General features: G+C 43.2%; 15 protein-coding genes. 5 read left to right on the top strand and 10 right to left on the bottom strand.

The annotated features are described in order from the left end of the window. Window positions 1–40 precede the first annotated feature (40 nt). A complete protein-coding gene (gene uvrA / locus B0O44_RS14740) occupies window positions 41–2,845 on the top strand; it encodes an excinuclease ABC subunit UvrA (RefSeq protein WP_110831883.1) in 2,805 nt (934 codons plus the stop codon). 94 nt (window positions 2,846–2,939) lie between these two features. After that, a complete protein-coding gene (locus B0O44_RS14735) occupies window positions 2,940–3,563 on the top strand; it encodes a LysE family transporter (protein ID WP_110831881.1) in 624 nt (207 codons plus the stop codon). A gap of 3 nt (window positions 3,564–3,566) precedes the next feature. On the opposite strand, the gene B0O44_RS14730 is transcribed toward B0O44_RS14735, so the two are convergent. The 9 genes from B0O44_RS14730 to B0O44_RS14690 are packed head-to-tail and all read right to left on the bottom strand — an operon-like array spanning window position 3,567 to window position 11,718. Further along, entirely contained in the window at window positions 3,567–4,604 is a 1,038-nt protein-coding gene (locus B0O44_RS14730; RefSeq protein WP_110831878.1) for a DUF2157 domain-containing protein, read from the bottom strand. Between the two features lie 26 nt (window positions 4,605–4,630). After that, the gene (locus B0O44_RS14725; protein WP_110831875.1) at window positions 4,631–6,859 is read right to left on the bottom strand and encodes a cation:proton antiporter domain-containing protein; all 2,229 of its coding nucleotides are present in this window, start codon (window positions 6,857–6,859) and stop codon (window positions 4,631–4,633) included. A gap of 57 nt (window positions 6,860–6,916) precedes the next feature. After that, window positions 6,917–7,243, bottom strand: a complete 327-nt coding sequence (locus B0O44_RS14720) for a hypothetical protein (protein WP_110831872.1) — start codon at window positions 7,241–7,243, stop codon at window positions 6,917–6,919. Window positions 7,244–7,290: 47 nt separating this feature from the next. After that, window positions 7,291–8,238, bottom strand: a complete 948-nt coding sequence (locus B0O44_RS14715; protein WP_110831870.1) for a bifunctional riboflavin kinase/FAD synthetase — start codon at window positions 8,236–8,238, stop codon at window positions 7,291–7,293. A 12-nt stretch (window positions 8,239–8,250) separates the two neighbouring features. Next, complete coding sequence (locus tag B0O44_RS14710; protein ID WP_110831868.1) at window positions 8,251–9,114, bottom strand: YitT family protein; 864 nt, start codon at window positions 9,112–9,114, stop codon at window positions 8,251–8,253. A gap of 2 nt (window positions 9,115–9,116) precedes the next feature. Next, window positions 9,117–9,812: a tRNA pseudouridine(55) synthase TruB gene (gene truB / locus B0O44_RS14705; protein WP_110831866.1), complete on the bottom strand. Its 696-nt coding sequence runs from the start codon at window positions 9,810–9,812 to the stop codon at window positions 9,117–9,119. Further along, window positions 9,812–10,612, bottom strand: a complete 801-nt coding sequence (locus B0O44_RS14700) for an undecaprenyl-diphosphate phosphatase (protein WP_110831863.1) — start codon at window positions 10,610–10,612, stop codon at window positions 9,812–9,814. The genes truB and B0O44_RS14700 overlap by 1 nt, the downstream gene beginning before the upstream one ends. Before the next feature lie 3 nt (window positions 10,613–10,615). Beyond that, window positions 10,616–10,840, bottom strand: coding sequence for a DUF3098 domain-containing protein (locus B0O44_RS14695; protein ID WP_110831861.1), 225 nt, complete (start codon window positions 10,838–10,840; stop codon window positions 10,616–10,618). Next, entirely contained in the window at window positions 10,840–11,718 is an 879-nt protein-coding gene (locus tag B0O44_RS14690) for a cell division protein FtsX (RefSeq protein WP_110831859.1), read from the bottom strand. The genes B0O44_RS14695 and B0O44_RS14690 overlap by 1 nt, the downstream gene beginning before the upstream one ends. Window positions 11,719–11,957: 239 nt before the next feature. Here B0O44_RS14690 and B0O44_RS14680 point away from each other — a divergent pair, with 239 nt between their 5' ends. The 3 genes from B0O44_RS14680 (at window position 11,958) to B0O44_RS14670 (ending at window position 18,165) form a co-directional block, all read left to right on the top strand. Next, window positions 11,958–12,380, top strand: a complete 423-nt coding sequence (locus B0O44_RS14680; protein WP_110831854.1) for a hypothetical protein — start codon at window positions 11,958–11,960, stop codon at window positions 12,378–12,380. A gap of 139 nt (window positions 12,381–12,519) precedes the next feature. Next, a complete protein-coding gene (gene leuS / locus B0O44_RS14675; protein WP_110831852.1) occupies window positions 12,520–15,327 on the top strand; it encodes a leucine--tRNA ligase in 2,808 nt (935 codons plus the stop codon). A 432-nt stretch (window positions 15,328–15,759) separates the two neighbouring features. Then, window positions 15,760–18,165, top strand: coding sequence for an outer membrane beta-barrel family protein (locus tag B0O44_RS14670; RefSeq protein WP_110831849.1), 2,406 nt, complete (start codon window positions 15,760–15,762; stop codon window positions 18,163–18,165). Window positions 18,166–18,220: 55 nt separating this feature from the next. Here the strand turns inward: B0O44_RS14670 and B0O44_RS14665 are convergent, their stop codons facing one another. Then, complete coding sequence (locus B0O44_RS14665) at window positions 18,221–19,843, bottom strand: ABC transporter substrate-binding protein (RefSeq protein WP_110831847.1); 1,623 nt, start codon at window positions 19,841–19,843, stop codon at window positions 18,221–18,223. Window positions 19,844–19,915: the final 72 nt, after the last annotated feature.

Here is a 19,915-nt window from a genome sequence, read left to right as displayed (position 1 = left end):
TATTATTTTTTGAGGTATATTAGCAAATTCTATCCAGTCTATGAGCAGCGAAACAGAGAAAGATCCACATAAAAATATTATTATAAAAGGAGCAAGGGTACACAATCTTAAAAATATTGATGTGGCCATTCCCAAAAACAAACTGGTGGTCATTACCGGGATGTCAGGATCAGGAAAATCGTCCCTGGCTTTTGACACCCTATATGCCGAAGGGCAGCGCAGGTATGTAGAAAGCCTTTCTGCCTATGCACGGCAGTTCATGGGCCGGATGAATAAACCCGATGTAGATTATATTAAAGGAATTGCACCTGCCATTGCCATTGAACAAAAAGTAATTACCTCAAATCCGCGGTCTACAGTAGGGACTTCCACCGAGATTTACGATTATCTGAAACTTTTGTTTTCCAGAATTGGGAAAACGTATTCACCCGAATCGGGGCAGCTGGTTAAAAAGGATACCGTTAGTACCGTTGTAGACTTTATCGCCAGCCTGGGAACTGATGAAACGGTTACGGTGTACTGTCCGCTTTTTCCGCACAACAACAGGACCATTAAAGAAGAGCTGGCGGTGCTGCTGCAAAAAGGCTTTCTGCGGGTCATGTTCGAGGATAAAATTTATAAAATAGAAGCGATCCTGGAAGATGAGAATTTTAAAGACGTCGCACTCAGCAGCGAACATACCATCAGAATACTCATAGACCGTATTGTCGTCAATGCTGAAGAAGAAACCTTAAGCAGAATTGCAGATTCTGTGCAAACCGCTTTTTTTGAAGGTAAAGGGGATTGTTATGTAGAACATGAAGGCCGGATCAGTCATTTTTGCGACCGTTTTGAACTGGACGGGATTAAGTTTGAAGAACCTACACCTAATTTTTTTAGTTTCAACAACCCTTATGGGGCTTGTAAAAGATGTGAGGGTTATGGAAATGTCATTGGAATAGATGAAGACCTGGTTGTGCCCGATAAAAGCAAAAGCATTTATGACAATGCGATTGCCCCCTGGCGCGGCGAGAAAATGCGGGAATGGTTGAATAAGCTGATCCGTAATGCTGATAAATTTGATTTTCCGATTCACCGTTCCTATAGCGAGCTGACCGAAAAACAGCAAAGGTTGCTTTGGACCGGGAATAAATATTTCGAAGGTCTGGATGCTTTTTTCAAAGAACTGGAAGAACAGACCTATAAAATACAATACAGGGTGATGCTTTCGCGTTACCGAGGAAAAACAGTCTGCCCGGATTGCAAAGGATCCAGGTTGCGTAAAGATGCGTCCTATGTGAAAATCGGTGACAAATCGATTATTGACCTGGTTTTAATGCCTTTATCCACCATCCTTGATTTCTTTGGCAAACTGGAACTTTCTGAAACAGATCAGAAGATTTCCAAAAGACTGCTTTCTGAGATCTATAACCGGGTCGAATACCTGAACAATGTAGGGCTGGGTTATTTGACCCTGAACCGTTTGTCCAATACCCTTTCCGGGGGAGAATCCCAGCGCATTAACCTGGCCACCTCTTTAGGCAGCAGCCTGGTCGGCTCTGTGTATGTGCTGGATGAACCCAGCATTGGTTTGCACCCCCGGGACACCAATAAACTGATCGGTGTACTGGAATCTTTACGAAATGTCGGAAATACAGTGCTGGTGGTGGAACATGAGGAAGAAATGATGAAGGCCGCGGACCATATTATAGACATCGGACCTCAGGCGGGTACACATGGTGGGAACCTGGTTTTCAGCGGTACTTATGACCAGATTTTAAAAGACAAAAACAGTCTGACAGGAAAGTACCTGTCCGGAGCTGAAAAAATTGAAATCCCTTCCAAAAGGAGAAAATGGAAAGACCACATCCTGATTAAGGGGGCCAGAGAAAATAACCTTAAAAATATAGACGTTAAATTCCCGCTGGGTGTTTTTTCAGTGGTGAGCGGTGTTTCGGGGTCAGGAAAGACCAGTCTGGTTAAAAAGATCCTTTACCCTGCATTGCAAAAAGCAATCGGTAATTACTCCGGTGAACAAACCGGTGCCTACGATGGGATCTTTGGAAACATCGACCTGGTGAGCCAGGTAGAAATGGTCGATCAGAACCCTATAGGCAGGTCTTCGCGTTCCAATCCGGTGACCTATGTCAAGGCATGGGACGATATCCGTTCTTTATTCTCGGCACTACCGGCGGCTAAAGCAGCAGGGCTTAAACCGGCGGCATTCTCTTTTAATGTGGAGGGCGGGCGCTGTGATGTTTGTCAGGGTGAGGGAGAAGTTAAAATTGAAATGCAGTTTATGGCCGATATTTATCTGCCATGTGAGGCCTGCGGGGGCAAAAGATTCAAACAGCAGGTGCTGGACATTACCTATCTGGATAAAAATGTATCAGACATTCTGGACATGACCATTGACGAGGCGGTAGACTTTTTTAAAAAAGAAAACAAAATTCTTCATAAGCTACAGCCGCTGGTGGATGTAGGCCTGGGTTATGTGCACCTTGGACAATCTTCCAATACCCTTTCAGGAGGAGAAGCCCAAAGGATCAAACTGGCTTCATTTCTGATCAAAGGCAACCAGGCCAATAAAACCATGTTTATCTTTGATGAGCCGACTACAGGACTGCATTTTCATGACATTAAAAAACTGCTCATTGCCTTAAATACCTTAATCGAGCAGGGCAACACCATTCTGGTGATTGAACACAATATGGATATGATCAAGTCTGCGGATTGGATTATTGATATCGGCCCCGAGGGTGGAGATAAAGGAGGAAATGTGGTTTTTGAAGGAACACCCGAAGCGTTGGCAGAAGCCAAAGGATCTTACACGGCAACCTATTTAAAAGATCATCTGAAACATTAAAAGGATAGAAAAAACAAAACGAATACGAAATTGTTGTCAGCAGCAGTAAATCAAAATACGAACATAAATTAATGGAATCCTTGTATCTTCGCCAATGCTTTTTCTAACATTTGTCTTAGGAATTATACTAAATTCCATTGGATACATTCCACCAGGTAACATCAATCTGACCGTTGTACAGATTACCATTAATAGGGGCATCAGACAAGCACTGTATTTCATCGCCGCATTTTCAGCCGTAGAGGTCCTGTTTACTTTTGCCGTTATGCGTTTTGTGCAATGGCTTTCCAGTACAATGAACCTCAGCAACATCATTGATGTGGTCATGGTGGTCATGTTTGGTGTACTTGGGATCATTACCTGGAAATCCAGAAAAGAAATGCCCAAAGCAGATTATTCAGAAAAAGACAGCATCCGTTATGGCATGCTGCTGGGGGTTTTGAACCCGATGCAAATTCCCTACTGGCTTTTTGTGGGCACTTACCTGATTTCCCATGAATGGATCGATATCGGTTACCTTTCTTTAAGTGTGTTTAGTGTAGGTTCAGGTATTGGTGCCGGACTGGCTTTGTATGGCTTTGCCCGTTTTGCCAAATACATCAAAGAAAAGTTTGACCTCAGCAGTTACATTGTCAATAAAAGTATTGCCATTTTATTTTTTGCCCTTTCCGGTTATCACATCTGTAAAATTGTTTACGTACACTTTATTAAGGTCTGAGGATTACTTTTTAAGAAACTCCAGGTTCCATATTTTTTCTGCCCTGCGGCCAATCAGCCAGAAAGAGGCCGCAAGAACGCTGAAAAAAAGCGCTTTGTGCCAGCTGTCCCAGAAGTATTCAAAATAACGGGTATAGAGGTTTAAAAACAGAAAAGTAATCCCGAACTCGCGGGCAACATCATCTTTGTATTTCAGGCCTGCCCAAATGCTAAAAATACAAAGGCCCGCAGAAATAAGTGCCCAATAAAACAAGCTGATCTGTTTGACCTTATACCACTCTTCCACCGTAGCGAAATTGCCAAACACAGAAATCAGCCACATCGAAATAAACAGATAAATCATCCCTGTGATATAGGTGGTGGCGCAGAAAAGCTCAAATTTTTTGCTGTTCCTCAGCAGAAGGGCTATTGCAGTTAAAGCCAGGCCAAAGAATACAAAACGCAGGGGATAATTCAAACCCAGAAAATACCAGTTCCCCCTGGAAAGATAACCCGTTTCTGTCCCAAACCAGGCCCCCAGGGAAAGCAATACAAAAATCCAGATGAGCCGGGATTTAAACAGGTAGGCCAGGACAGCATAAACAAATACAGAAAACAGGATCAGCAGGGAGAAATGCCCCCCGTTGTTGTCAATGGCTTTGCCCAGGTAAGCGATCGCATTTGCGGTGAGCATCACTGCTGTAAAAATTAAAGCATCGTTGCTGAATACCTGCATATGATGGCTCTTTTTCCTTTTGAAACTGACATAATATAAAATGCCCGCAATCACCGCAGATAAAAAACTGATGATGCTGTCCGGGGTATCGTACAATCTTTTCAGGTAGTTTAGAATGTCTTTATCGACCAAAAGGGCCCCCAGGGAAATCACCCCGCAGGCCATGGCAATCCAAAAAGAATATTGGGCAAGCCGGCGCCAGTCAAAAGTTTTGGTTTCATAGCTGTCCCTTAGTTTTTTGACTTGCTCGGCATTGAGCAACTGCTGATCCTGCCAGTTTTGTAGCATTTCGTCTAGAAAATCACTTTTATCCTGGTCCAATTTCATAATTTGATCAGCTTGAATAACCTAAATTAGGTTTTCTTTAGCAGATCCGGAACTTTTTTATTATTGCCCACAATCCATACAATGTCCTCATTTTCAAAAACAAAGTTCGAATCCGGGTTCAGGATTCTTTGCCCATGACGCTCAATTCCAACCACCAGACCTTGGGTCAGGTCACGTATGCCCGAATTGCGGATGCTCTCTCCAAATACCGGCGACTGGCTGTTGATGACAATCTTCTGAAGGGTCATGTCTTTTTTAGGAAAATCTGCATTGGCAGTCTCGTCCAGAGCACCTTCAAAAAGTTCCTTAACAATAGCCAGCTGGTCATCGGTACCAATAACCAGTATTTTATCATGAGGATACAAACGCTCATCCCTTCCAGGTGTTGGAATCATAATTTTGCCCCTTTCAATCAGGGCAATATTGACCCCGTACTTTTCCCTGACGGCCAGCTCGGAGAGGGTCTGTCCCACCAGTTTTGATTCCGGGGCCACAGAAAGCTCTGCGAGGTGGGTGTCCCAGGGTAAAATTTCAGGCTGGGTATTTTGTGCTTCCCGTGCATTCAGGTTATATAAAAAGCGACTTTCCAGGCGGTTGTAAAAAGCCTGTAGTTTTCTGGAAAAGATAAACATCACCGACAAGATCAACGCCAGGGCAATGGCCATGGAAACCAGGGTATTGTAAAACTGGAAAATCAAAAAACCAACAAAAAATACCGCAAGGGTAATTCTTAAAGCCTCCAGGGCCACCAGAGGGCCCCTGGTGTACTTTTTGTTCAGCCATAAATTGCTGTAGGCCTTTCGTTCCATTCTGCGCAAGGCAAGTGCCCATAAAAAGGGCGTCATGATGATCAGGGTCAGGAGTAAACTCACCACAGTACCCGTATTGCCATTAATCAAGTGGGTGGCAATAAAAGGCTGCAGGTATTTGGAGCCCAGAAAAACCAGGGCAATTAAAATAACCGAATGGATAATGGTATTAAAAGTATAGGCCCTTAAAAAAACTTTCCAGTCGCTCAGTGTCGTTATGCCGGCTGTACTGGAACTATAACGGTTTAAACCCTCTATCCATTTTTTTGGCAGCGAACGTTCAATAAAAAGATAAAAAGGTTCAGAAGCCTTGATCAGGTAGGGTGTGGTAAAGGTGGTAATGGCCGATACGGCCACGGCAATCGGATACAAAAACTCACTGGTGACCTTTAAAGACAAGCCCAGGGTGGCAATGATAAAAGAAAACTCCCCGATCTGTGCCAGGCTTAAGCCCGTTTGGACAGAAGTTTTTAGCGGTTGCCCCGAAATTAAAGCCCCAAAACCCGAACTCAGAAACTTACCCAAAACAGTGGCGATGGTAATGATCACAATCGGTCCCGCATAATCGACCAGGACCCTGGGGTCGATGAGCATGCCCACAGAAACAAAGAAAATTGCCGCAAAGAGATCTTTAACTGATTTTGTTAGATGTTCAATCCGTTCTGCCTGTGTCGTTTCCGCTAAAATGGAACCCATAATAAAAGCGCCCAGGGCAGGGGAGAAACCAACCTTTACCGCCAGCAATACCATAATTAAACATAAAGCGATTGAAACCACCAGCATGGTTTCATCATTCATTAGTTTTTTGGTCGCCTTTAAAAAGCTTGGGATCAGGAATATGCCCCCAATAAACCAAAGCACCAGGAAAAAACAAAGCTTCAAAATGGAGATGAGCATTTCAGTTCCCGCAAATTGCTGGCTCACCGCAAGGGTGGACAGCAATACCAAGAGTAAAATGGCCACCAGGTCTTCCACGATAAGCACTCCAAAAACCAGTCCGGCAAATTTCTTATGTTTGACCCCTAATTCTTCAAAAGCCCGGATGATAATGGTGGTAGAAGAAACTGATAAAATTCCTCCAAGAAAAATGCTGTCCATAGTAGACCAGCCCATCAGCTTACCTGCGGCAAAGCCAATGAGCAGCATGAAAACCACTTCAACAATAGCGGTAATGGAAGCCGAGCCACCCACTTTAACCAGTTTTTTAAAACTGAATTCCAGTCCCAGGCTGAACAGCAGAAAGATAACCCCGATCTCGGCCCAGATGTTGACACTTTCCTTATCGGTCACCGTTGGGATAAACTTAATATGGGGGCCTACGAGCAAGCCGGCCAGGATATAGCCCAAAACAAGGGGCTGTTTAATTCTTTTAAAAATAAGGGTCGTAACCCCGGCTGCGGCTAATATGAGTCCTAAATCAGTAATTAATACAGGAAGGTGTATCATGAAATTATGTTTTGTAAATAGAAAAATAAATTTGAAGGATGTTACAAATTATACTAATTACCAGAAAACATGTTTGGGGAACAGAAAATTAAATAGTGAAGAATAATAAGCAGGGCACAAAGCCGTATTGACCATAATCCGCTCCAAAGATGCCGGATGTAGCTCTGTTTTGCCCGCAATCAACAAAACAGCATTCAGTCCGTTCTTTTTTGCCTGATGATTTAAAAAAGTGTAATCTTCAGAAAAGAGCTCTTCTGAATTGGTAGAAGAGGCAGTACAGGCACCGCTTGTTGCTTTGATTAAAAGAGGTAACTTTCCCATTGCTGTAGGAATGGACAGCAAGTGGATCAATACATATAAGACAAGGGTGTGTATATACCTCATTGTCGTAAATATAAGAAAAAAAGCCTTTTTTAAGAAGAAAATCAGCCCTAATCAGGACTTTGTGACAGTTTTTTGAAATAGGCAAGGGTATCTTCCTTATCCTGTTTCAGTTGTTCCTTTAAGGCTTCAAGTCCAGTAAATTTTACATCATGACGCAAAAATTCAAGGAAAAACATTTTAATATCCTGTCCGTAAATTTCCTGGTTAAAATCAAAAATATTAACCTCAATATTTCGGGTCATTCCATTAATAGTTGGGCGCTGGCCAATATAAGCCATGCCTTTATAGCGTTCTGTTCCCATGAGAACTTCCACTGCATAAATGCCATCAGAAGGAATGAGCTTATAAGACTCCTCTACAAAAATATTGGCGGTAGGAAAACCAATGGTCCGGCCAATTTTATCCCCTTTGATTACCCGGCCTTCCAGGGAAAAATGATAACCGAGGTATTTGGCCGCCAGGGCAACATCACCCCGCAAAAGGGCTTGCCTTACTTTGGTTGAACTGACCGCCACATCATTGATGTCCTGCTCATCGATCACCTCGATACTGTAGTCAAACAACTTTGCCGAGCTTTCCAGTTCCTTCATTCCTCCTTTTCTATCCTTACCAAAGCGGTGGTCATAGCCTACAATAATGGATTTGGTCCCCAGTGTTTCTACCAAAACCTGCTGAATGTATTCTTCCGGACCCAGATTTGAAAAATCCCTGGTAAAAGGAGTAATGATCAAATGGTCCACACCAAGGGCGTCGAGTATACCGGCTTTTTCCTTAATGGTATTGATCATTTTTAAATCCAGATTCTCCGGATCAATAATCTGTCTGGGATGTGGGAAAAAAGTCAGGATCACGCTTTCTCCGCCCGTAGCATGAGCCAGTTCACAGAGCCTTTTGACAATTTTCTGGTGGCCGTAATGTACCCCATCAAAAGTACCTATGGTGACCACTGCATTGTCCAGTTTTTTGAATTCCGAAAGATGGTTATATATTTTCAAGGTGCAATAGAATTAATGTAACGCCTGACGTTTCACGACCCCGCCGCGGATATCAGCAATTTGTTGTTGTATCACAAAAGCCTCAGGGTCTATTTGTCTGATGGCGGTTTGCAGTTTGCTCATTTCCAGTTTGGTAACCACGGTGTACAGGATATCGATGTCTTTTTTCTCTCCATAGCCACCTTCCCCTTTGTAAATGGTTACCCCTCTTTTCATCTGGTGAATGATAAATTTCTTAATGTGTTCATTTTTTACAGAAATAACAGTTACGCCTGTATATTGTTCAATGCCATTCACAATATAATCCACGGTATTGGACGCCGATAAATAAGTCAGTATGGCGTACAGTGCGGTCTCAATCCCCAGAAATTTTGCTGCAAATGCGAAAATCACAATATTCAGAATCAGGATAATGTTCCCAACGGTAAGGCTGCTCTTTTTGCTCAGGTACAAAGCCAGTACTTCGGTTCCGTCAATAACGCATCCGCCCCGCATGGCCAGTCCGATCCCCCCTCCCAAAAACAAGCCTCCAAAAAAGGCAATCAGCAATTTATCATGTGTAATGGGCTGAAAGGGGGCTACAATGAGTAGAATAGCCAAAAGGGCAATGGCCACAGAAGTTTTAATTGCAAAAACTTTTCCGATTTGCCGGTAGCCAAGGATTACGAAAGGAATGTTGATAATGACAATCAGGTAAGAAAGCTTTAAGCCGGTCAGGGTGCTGATCAGCAGGGAAATCCCTGTAACGCCGCCGTCGATGAAACCGCTGGGTAATAAAAAGCTTTTTAAACCAAAACAGGCAGAAACAATCCCGCAACAAATTAAGAACAGGTTCTTCACAAAATTGAGTTTCCTGGATTTCTGCTGTCCGCGCATGGCTATTCCTTTTTGCTTCTAAGATAGTTCACCAGATCCATAACCTCAAATGCATTTTCCAAACGAAACTCACCGCTCCTGGTCCTGGTGAGTTTGGAGAGGTAAGCCCCATTGTTCAGCTGTTTCCCGAAATCGGAAATCAGGGACCTGATGTAAGTGCCCTTGCTGCAGACAATCCTGAAATCCACTTCTGGCAATTCAATTCGTGTAATCTCAAAAACAGGGACGGAAACCTCCCGTAAACGCAGCTCGGTTTGCTCACCCCTGCGGGCCTTCACATATAAACGTTCGCCATTCACCTTAACCGCCGAATGGGCGGGGGGATATTGGCGGATGTCTCCGATAAAAGGGGCAGTAGCAGCATAAATCTGTTCCTCGCTCAGACCATCTATTGGAAATTCCTGATCAACCACCGTTTCCATATCAAATGAAGGCGTGGTGGCCCCAAGCACCATGGTACCGGTATATTCTTTTTCCTGAGCCTGGAAAGTATCTATTTGTTTGGTCAGCTTACCTGTGCAGATGATCAATAGACCCGTGGCCAGGGGGTCCAGTGTGCCGGCATGACCCACTTTTAATTTTAAAGGCTTAAGGGAATTCCTGATTTTTCCCACCACATCAAAACTTGTCCACTGATAGGGTTTGTTGATCAGCAGCAGTTCACCCTCCGCAAAATTAAAATCCGGAAATTCAATCATTAAAGCTGTATAAATCCCTGGTAATACAGGGCTAAAAATAATAAACCAAAGACGATCCTGTACCAGCCAAATAGCTTAAAGCCATATTTCTGTACATAACCTATAAAAAATTTAATGGCCAGCAGCGCAATCACAAACGCGATTAAATTTCCTGCGCCAAGCAGCATTAAATTGTGTTTGTCTTTTAAAATTTCCGGTGTTTCCTTATAAGCTTTAAACAGCTTCAGGCCAGTGGCACCCACCATGGTCGGTACCGCCAGAAAAAAAGAAAATTCAGCAGCCACAGAGCGGGTCAGTTTTTGCTGCATTCCGCCAATAATACTGGCCGCACTTCTGCTGGTTCCGGGAATCATGGCCAGACATTGCCAAAAACCAATGATCAGCGCACTTTTATTGCTGATTTCCGGTTCCGTTTTAACCAGAGGCTTATTAAAGAAGCGGTCTATAAACAACAAAACCACCCCACCAATAACCAGCATGACGGCTACAGTAAGCGGGCTTTCCAGCAAACCGTCTATCTTTTTTTGCAGCAACATACCAAATACCGCAGCGGGCAGACAGGCAATGACCAGTTTTAAATAGAATTTCCAATGGTTTAAAGGAAAAAATCTTTTCCAGTAAAAGACTACAACCGAAAGGATGGCCCCAAGCTGTACCGCAATTTCAAAAAGCTTCACAAAGGGATCTTTATCGATACCCATCAGCGAGGAGGCAATAATCATATGACCTGTAGAAGATACAGGCAAAAACTCCGTTATTCCTTCTATTACAGAAAGGATAAAGGTCTGTAGAAAATCCATTGCTTACTTCTTTAAAACCGCGTAAATTCCAAAAGCAAAACCAAAAAGCACCACCATTGGGGCTAAAAGGGTTTTTCTGAAATCATAGATGTCCGTATCGCCCATCATTAAAAGAAAGCCCAGTACAACGATCGCAATACTGATCAGCAGCAACTGGTAGTTTTTTTTGGTGAAAACCATTTCGGTTTTTGCAGCCTGGTTTGCAGGAGCAGTTTTTTTCTCTGTCATTATCTGTATAGATCGTAAATTTTTAGACGTAAATATTTGCTTACCGATAAGGCGGTACTGATTGCAGTAATGAAAATGCCTATTCCTACCATAGAAAGCAAGACAATTCCAAATTCCGTATAATTTCTTAGTATGATGATTTCAGGAATTTGTTTCTGTGCATAATAAAGGATACCCAGTAAAATGATCACCGCAATAATGGCTGCGATTAATCCATGTAAAGCCGCCACCAGGACAAAAGGCTTGCGGATAAAATTTTTGGTTGCCCCAACCAGCTGCATACTTTTAATCAGAAAGCGCTGGGAATAAATGGCCAGACGGATGGTATTGTTAATCAGCGCCACAGAAATCACCAGTAAAATCACGGCAAAAGCCAAAATGATCAGGCTAATGGTATTGATGTTCTGGTTGACCATATCAATTAAGGAGCTTTGATAAATGACCTCTTTTACTGCAGGGTTTTTACTGATCTGCGCTTTTAAGGCATCAATACTTTTATTGTTGGCATAATCTGCTTTTAAATAAACATCAACTGTAGAAAGCAGTGGGTTGTAACCCAGAAAATTGACAAAATCCTCTCCAAGGTCCTGGGTCAGGTTTTTTGCCGCAATTTCTTTATTTACATATTGTGTGGATTTGATGGCCGGATTTGCATTCAGTTCCTTTTGAAATTGCAGTACATCAGCTTCTTTTGCACCTTCATCCACAATGATGTTCAGAACAATGTTCTCTTTTACATAATTGGATAAATTCTTGGCGTGTACCAAAATCAGACCCAGCATACCCAGCATCAGCAGCACCAGGGTAATGCTGAAAATTGTAGAAATGTATATGGTCTTTGTCTTCTTAGAAGCATCGCTTACTTCAAATTCTTCCATGTATTCGTATTTATGTTGTGCGAAAATAAAAAAAATAAAAGTAACAAAAGTAAATAATATGGCTTTCGGCCCTTTTAAACTTTAAATCTACAACGAAATTCCGGAAGAAATAGTTTAGGCCCTCCATCTTAACACGTTTTAACATTTTTCTCCGCCTGGGCTCCGGGCGTTCCGAATGCTCTTTTTGTACTAAAGCCTTTAATTTCACGTTAATACTCATAACCTAAAACGTCTGAACTATGAAGATAAAATTACTTTCAGGAGCTTTGCTGCTGTGGCTGGCCACTGGAATTGCAGGCTGTAAAAAAGACAATCCGAATACCTTGATTGTCAAGTTGTCCGGTAAGTGGCAGGTGCTGAAAATCGAAACCAAAACCTTTAATGCCAGCGGCGCAGTGGTCACTGACAATACCGTTAATTATGGCGTTTCGGATTATCTTGATTTTAAAAACAACGAAAGCAGTGATCTGGAAGTCAGTCTGGCCGGCACCAGACAGGTAGGGAATTATGTTGTTTTTCTGGGGACGGCCTTTAACCTGAGCCTTCCTTCTAAATTACTGGCCTGCAATGCAGAAGTGATCAACGACAATACCCTACAATTTACGGGCACAATAGATGGTTCCAGTCCCAGAACAACGGAAACCTGGTTCCTGAAACGATAAAGGACCCGCAATGGACTTCTGGAAAAGACTTGTTTAAGCTGTTGAAAAACAGATGGACCCTTTTTGCCCCGAACATTGGCCTTTGCCTTAACGATTCAAATTATTTCATTATTTTCGCGCTATCTAAGGAATAGCTGTAATGGATTACCAATTTAAAGAAATAGAGAAAAAATGGCAGGAGTTCTGGGCACAGAACCAAACATTTAAAGCCGAACAAAACACTTCGAAGCCGAAATTTTATGTGTTGGATATGTTTCCTTATCCTTCAGGAGCAGGATTACACGTAGGCCATCCGCTGGGCTATATCGCATCGGATATATTTTCCCGTTACAAACGTTTAAAAGGTTTTAATGTTCTTCACCCGATGGGCTATGATTCTTTTGGTCTTCCGGCAGAACAATATGCAATCCAGACGGGTCAGCATCCTGCAATTACAACAGAGGCAAACATCAACACTTACCGCAGGCAGCTGGACCAGATTGGCTTCTCTTTTGACTGGAGCAGGGAGGTCAGGACCAGCGAAGCGGGTTATTATAAATGGACACAATGGATCTTCATGCAGTTGTTCAATTCCTGGTACAACCTGGAAACAGGCAGGGCAGAAGACATCACCACGCTGATCGAAAAATTTAATGCTTCGGGAAGCGCAGATGTGAAAGCGGTTTGTGATGAAGATACAAAGGTCTTTTTACCAAGCGACTGGGCAACCATGTCCCCTGAAGAAAAACAAAAGGAACTGCTTAAATACCGGATGACTTATCTGAAGGAAAGCACTGTGAACTGGTGCCCGGCCCTGGGAACAGTTTTAGCCAATGATGAGGTGAAAGATGGTTTTTCTGAGCGTGGGGGCTATCCTGTAGAACAGAAAAAAATGATGCAGTGGAGCATGCGGATTTCTGCTTATGCAGAACGCTTGCTGCAGGGGCTCAACACCATAGACTGGCCGGAGCCAGTAAAAGAAATGCAGCGCAACTGGATCGGGAAAAGTGTAGGTGCAAGTGTAAAATTCAATATTGAAAAAACAGCAGAAAATGCCGGCGTTCCGGCAAACTATATAGAGGTCTTTACCACCCGGGTCGATACCATTTTTGGAGTGTCTTACCTGGTTCTGGCACCGGAGCATGAATTGGTGGCCGGTTTAACCAGCCCAGAGCAAAAAGAGGCTGTGGAGGGCTATATTGCCCAGACCAAGAAGAAATCGGAACTGGACCGGATGGCCGATACCAAAACTGTTTCGGGCGCATTTACCGGAAGCTATGTGGTCAACCCAGTTAGTGGTGAAAGGATCCCTTTATGGATTGCAGATTACGTACTGGCCGGATATGGGACTGGTGCGGTAATGGGGGTGCCAAGCGGTGACCAGCGGGACTGGGCTTTTGCTACCCATTTCCAATTGCCAATTGTGCAGGTTCTGGATGCCCAGCAAAACCTGGAGCTGCAGGCCGATCCGACCAAGGAAGGAAAATACGTCAATTCCGGTCTGATCAATGGCATGAACTACCAGGAAGCCATTAACTTTTTAAACCAGTGGCTCGAAGATAAACAAGCCGGTAAGGCAAAGATCAATTACCGCATGAGAGATGCCATTTTTGGGCGTCAGCGTTATTGGGGAGAACCGATTCCTGTTTATTTTAAAGATGGGCTTCCTTACCTGATCAAAGAAGAAGAACTGCCTTTACTGCTTCCTGAAATTGACAAATACCTGCCAACCGAAACCGGTGAACCTCCATTGGGACGTGCCGAAGGCTGGAACTATGAAGATAAGTATGAATACGAACTGAGTACCATGCCGGGATGGGCAGGCTCCAGCTGGTACTGGTACCGCTATATGGATGCAAGGAACCAGGAGGAGTTTGCATCCTGGGAAGCCATTGAGTACTGGAAAGATGTGGACTTGTATATCGGCGGGGCAGAACATGCTACCGGACATTTACTGTACAGCCGTTTCTGGAATAAGTTTTTAAAAGACCTTGGTTATGTGCAGGAAGAAGAGCCTTTCAAAAAGCTGATCAATCAGGGAATGATCCAGGGCCGCAGTAATTTTGTTTACCGGGTTATCGATGAGCAGGGCCGCGGAACCAATACCCTGGTTTCACATGGACTGAGAGGAAATTATAAAACCTCGGCACTGCATGTAGATGTTAACATAGTAGAAAATGAGGTGCTGAACATTCCGAAATTTAAATTGTTCAGGCCAGAATTTAAGGATGCAGAGTTTATCCTGGAAAACGGGAAATACCTGTGCGGGGTAGAGGTCGAAAAGATGTCAAAATCTAAATTTAATGTGGTCAACCCGGATGTGCTGATTGAAAATTATGGCGCAGATACCTTAAGAATGTACGAAATGTTTCTTGGGCCACTTGAGCAGAGCAAACCCTGGAACACCAATGGCATCGAAGGTGTTTTCAAATTCCTGCGTAAATTCTGGCGCCTGTTCCACAACGAGGCCTGGGAATTTAATGTCACAGATACCATTCCGCACAAAACAGAATTAAAAGCACTGCATAAAATCATTAAAAAAGTACAGGATGATATTGAACGGTTTTCTTTCAATACATCGGTGTCGAGTTTTATGATTGCAGTGAATGAACTGACCGAATTAAAATGTAAAAACCGTCAGGTGCTGGAAGACCTGGTGATTGTGTTGTCTTCTTATGCCCCGCACATTTGTGAAGAACTTTGGATGCTGCTTGGTCACGATGCCGGTACTTTATCTTATGCAGCCTATCCGGTATTTAACCCGGCTTATCTGGTGGAAGATGAATTCAGCTACCCGGTCTCTGTAAATGGTAAAACCAGGTTAAACCTGAATTTAAGTCTTGCACTTGAAGCCAAAGAAATTGAAGAGGCCGTTCTTGCCGATGAACAGGTACAGAAATACCTGGAAGGAAAAACGCCTAAAAAAGTAATTGTCGTTAAAGGAAGGATTGTAAACCTGGTGGTTTAAGCCGCAACCGGAACGTATAAAAAACAGGTAAAGGGCAGTCTAAACAGACTGCCCTTTTTGCGGGAACCGAAATGGGGAGGGCTTTAGGAAAAAACTACAGATAACAGGGACTTTACCCGGACATTATAGAGATTTTACCCGGACTTTACCCGGACCTGGCCTCTGTAAAATCCGAGCGAAATCCCTATTGGGCCCGAGTAGAATTCCTGTTGTCACAATCCTTTTACCAGGGCCATATTGATGTTGTCTTAAATTTAGAATTAATCCAAATGCAAGGTCTTTTGCCCAGATATTCTGGAGGATGCTCTTTTTTTCACCGGGTCTTTTCTACCATTCACCGTTTATTTTTGATCTCCTGTCAGAAATCTGTTTCCCGGGTGTGTAACAAAATCTACCTTGCGCAGACTAATTGAAAAAATAGAATAAGTTAATATGAAAAGAGTTTTACTATTGTTTATAGGGCTGGTCATGATGTTAAGTGCCAAAGCGCAGTTTCCAATGGCCATGGGAGGTGGAAGTAAGGTTACCGTAACCGGAAAGATCACTGCGGTTGTGCTGGATTCCATCACCAGAAAACCTGTAGACTATGCTACTGTCGCCCTGATTAAAGTAAAGGACAACAAGTCTGTGAATGGCGCCATAACGGACGACAAAGGAAAGGCCGTGCTTCAAAATGTTGCACCTGATCAGTACAAGCTCACCCTGGGCTTTATGGGGTATAAAACAAAAACGGTTATGGTGAAAACAACACCTGAGCGCCCCGATCTGAATGCAGGAACCATTTTGCTTTCCCCAACCTCAGGTAACCTGAAAGAAGTGGAAATTACCGGACAAAAGGCCATGATCGAAAATAAGGTGGACAAACTGGTTTATAATGCTGAAGCGGACATCACCAATGCAGGTGGGGATGCTACAGATGTGATGCGTAAAGTACCTATGCTTTCTGTAGACATTAATGGAAATGTGCAGATGCGCGGAAGTGCAGTGCGGGTACTGATCAATGGAAAACCATCGGGAACAATGGCAAACAGCGTTGCGGATGCCTTGAAAATGATCCCTGCCGAGCAGATCAAAAGTGTAGAGGTGATCACCAGCCCATCTGCAAAATACGATGCAGAGGGTTCCGGTGGGATCATCAACATCATCACCAAGAAAAAAACAGCAGAAGGTGTGAGCGGAAGTGTAAATGCTTCGGCGGGTACCCGTTCCAATAATGGTGCTTTTAACCTGAACGCTAAAACTGGCCGTTTGTCTGTAACCACCAGCTTAGGTCTGAACCAGGCTTATCCTCAAAAATCAAGCGTGGTTGTTTTAAACAATGCAGTGATCAATGGCGTAAATAACACCACTTCCCAGACTGGTTACTCCGACTGGTCAAGGGTTGGTTATAATGGGAGTGGGGGTTTGGATTATGACATCAATGCCTATAACAACATTAGCAGCAGTGTAAAATACAATCACTTTTCCAATGGTGGGCCTGGATTGTATGAGGTGGTCACCAATGGAGTGGTTTCACACAACAGCAGGGATATGGACATGAGTTTCAATAACCTGGACTGGAACGTAGACTATAAAAAGACTTCTAAAAAAGAAGGAGAAGAATTTACCTTATCTGCACAGCTTTCCACAGGAAGAAACGGAAGTGATTTTACCAACATTTTCAGCAACCCTAATCAGCCCGATCTGATTATTAAGGGAAACAATACCGGTAAAAACAACGAATACACCGTGCAGGCTGATTATACTTATCCCTTCAGCAAAACCACCACTTTGGAAACCGGTATGAAAGGGATTTTCAGGAACATCATCAGTGACTATGGTCAGGGATCAGGTCAGAATTTTGACTATGACCAGAATGTAGGGGCTGCCTATGGAGTACTTGCATTTAAAATTACGCCAAAAATATCTGCTAAAGCGGGTTTAAGGGCAGAATATACTAAAATCAATGCTGCCGGAGCTGGGAACGATTATTTTAACCTGTTCCCGAGTGTAGTGGTTTCCAAAACAATTAAAGGCATGACCACGATTAAAGCAAGCTATAACAGAAGGGTACAACGTCCAAGTCTTTTTTATCTGAACCCTTTCAGAAATGAAAGTGACGTGTTCAATCCGGTACAAGGTAATCCGAATCTGGCGCCCGAACTGACAGATAATATGGAGCTGGGTTATTCCACCTACATTAAAGGATCTGTAATTAATGCATCTGTTTTTTACCGCAGAACACAGGATGTGATAGAAAGCTCTATTAATCCTATTATTGAGGGAGGTGTGAACAAAAACCTGACCACCTACATCAACGTAGGTACCAGCCAGTCTTATGGTTTTAACGTATTTGCCTCTTACAATCCAAAACCAAAATGGACGCTGATGGGTAACTTTGGAATGAACACCTATGATGTAACCAATCCTGCGGACCATATTAAAACAGGTACCTTTTTAAACTATACTGCTTTTGCCCGTTCTGCCTATGCTTTATCTGGTGGCTGGAGCACAGAGCTTTGGGGCGTGATCAATTCGCCGCGCCGTACTTTCCAGGGAAGAACAGATAAAATGTATTTCTACGGGGCTGCGGTTAAGAAAGAGATCCTGAACAAAAAAGCGACTATCGGATTAAATGTTTTAAATCCGTTTAACAGGGACCTGGTGATCAATACCGTAAACACCACTGCCACTTCAAATCAAAGCACGAACATTCATTATCCGTTGCGTTCTTTTGGAATCAACTTCAGTTATAACTTTGGTAAACTGAAATTCACCCAGAAGAAAAAAATCAACAATGATGACATTAAGCAAGGTGAACAGCAGGGACAAGGTGGTATTGGCGGACAAGGAAAATAAGCCACAATACCTGAAATAAAAAAAGGCCTTTCGTATAGATGCGAAAGGCCTTTTTTTATTGCTTTTTTACTTGTTTAAGAACCATCAGGTTCTGGGCGTTCATGAGGTAACCAGAGATGTTGTTTTGCAACATGATGACCGACTGGTCATAATAAACGGGGACAATAGAAGCATTTTCGGTGACCATATTGTCCATGCGCCGATAAAGGGCGTAACGTTTTTCTACATTGCGCTCATAATAACTTTGTTCAAATAGCCGGTCAAAGGTTGCATTAAAATAACCGGTATAATTAGGCCCAAAGGGTACCCTGTTTTTGGAATAAAATACCGAGAGGTAATTTTCTGCATCCGGATAATCTGCAATCCAGGAACCCCTGAAAAAGTTGACTTCATTTTTGGACATCATATCCCTTAAACTCGCATTGGGACTGGTATCGACCTTAACCTTAATCCCCAGTGCATTCAGTTCTTCCTGAATAAATTCGATCAGGTCTTTATAGGTGGTAGAAGTACTCAGGGTAATCTGTGGTAAGCCTTTACCGCCAGGGTAGCCGGCCTCAGCCAAGAGCCTTGCTGCTTTTTCAGGATCGTAATGGTAACCCCGTACTTTTGTGCTGTCAAAGCCTGGCATCCCGGCGGGTACAAAACCAGCATTTGCAGGCACCCCAATACTGTTGCGTAAATATTTGATCAGTTTTTTCCGGTCTATTGCATAATTAATGGCCTGCCTTACTTTTTTATACTTTAAAGGAGAATTTTTGACAATGGATTTGGTGGTGTCCACCAAAATGCCAAGATATTCCGTACAAAGATAGGCCCCTTTTTTCAGCTGGAATTTCCCCTGGTATTTGTGCGTCATTTTACCGCTTTTGGTCAAAATATCATCCCGGTAACTCCCGTCGACCTTATCAAAAAAGTCGAGGTCTTTTTTGATAAAATTCATAAAGGCGCTTTGTTTGTCACTGATAAAAGTAACTTTTACTGCATCCAGATAGGGGAGTTGCTGATGCCCCTGTTTTTCCCAGTAATTTTCATTTTTAAGCAAAACCAGAATTTCGTCCTCTTTCCAGTATTTGAATTTGAAAGGGCCAGTTCCAATGGGATGGCTGCGAAAATCTTTGCCGTAATGCGTTACAACTTCCCTGGGTACAACCGAACAGTACTGGGCGGTAAGCAGGCTCAGGAAAGCTGGAAAGGGCTTGGCCAGACGGATTTGAAAGGTACTGTCATTGACTGCGGTAAAGCTGTTGCCATCTTTAACCTTATCGCTAAAGATCCAGCTGCCGGAAGAACCCACCTTCGGATCGATGAGCCGGTTGAAGCTGTAAACAAAATCACTGGCCAGGACTTTTCTGCCCTTGCCATTTTCGAATAAAGGGTCATTATGAAAAAAGACGTCATTGCGGAGTTTAAATATATACAGCAAACCATCCTCGGAAACCGTCCAGCTTTTGGCAATACACGGAACGGTATTCAGGTTGCTGTCAATTTGTACCAGCCCGTTAAATACCTGGTTGATCATCCAGATGGCGTTCTGGTTGCGTGCAAAAGCCGGGTCCATTGAAGTAACGTTCTGGTCAAGATTGAGGTTAAAAACTTTTTTGTCCCCGGGGCCGGAAGATTTACCGCAGGAGAAAAACAAAGGAAGAAGCAGGATCCAGTAAAAAGCTTTGTGCATAGGAATAAAAATAGGAGAGGCGCTTAAATTTTAAACAGGCTCTTAAACTTTTGTTACTTTTGCACAAAGTAA

The organism is Pedobacter nutrimenti, from assembly GCF_003208655.1.
Lineage (GTDB): Bacteria > Bacteroidota > Bacteroidia > Sphingobacteriales > Sphingobacteriaceae > Pedobacter > Pedobacter nutrimenti.
The sequence above is the reverse complement of the archived record's forward strand: the minus strand, read 5'-3'. Positions and strand labels throughout refer to the sequence as shown.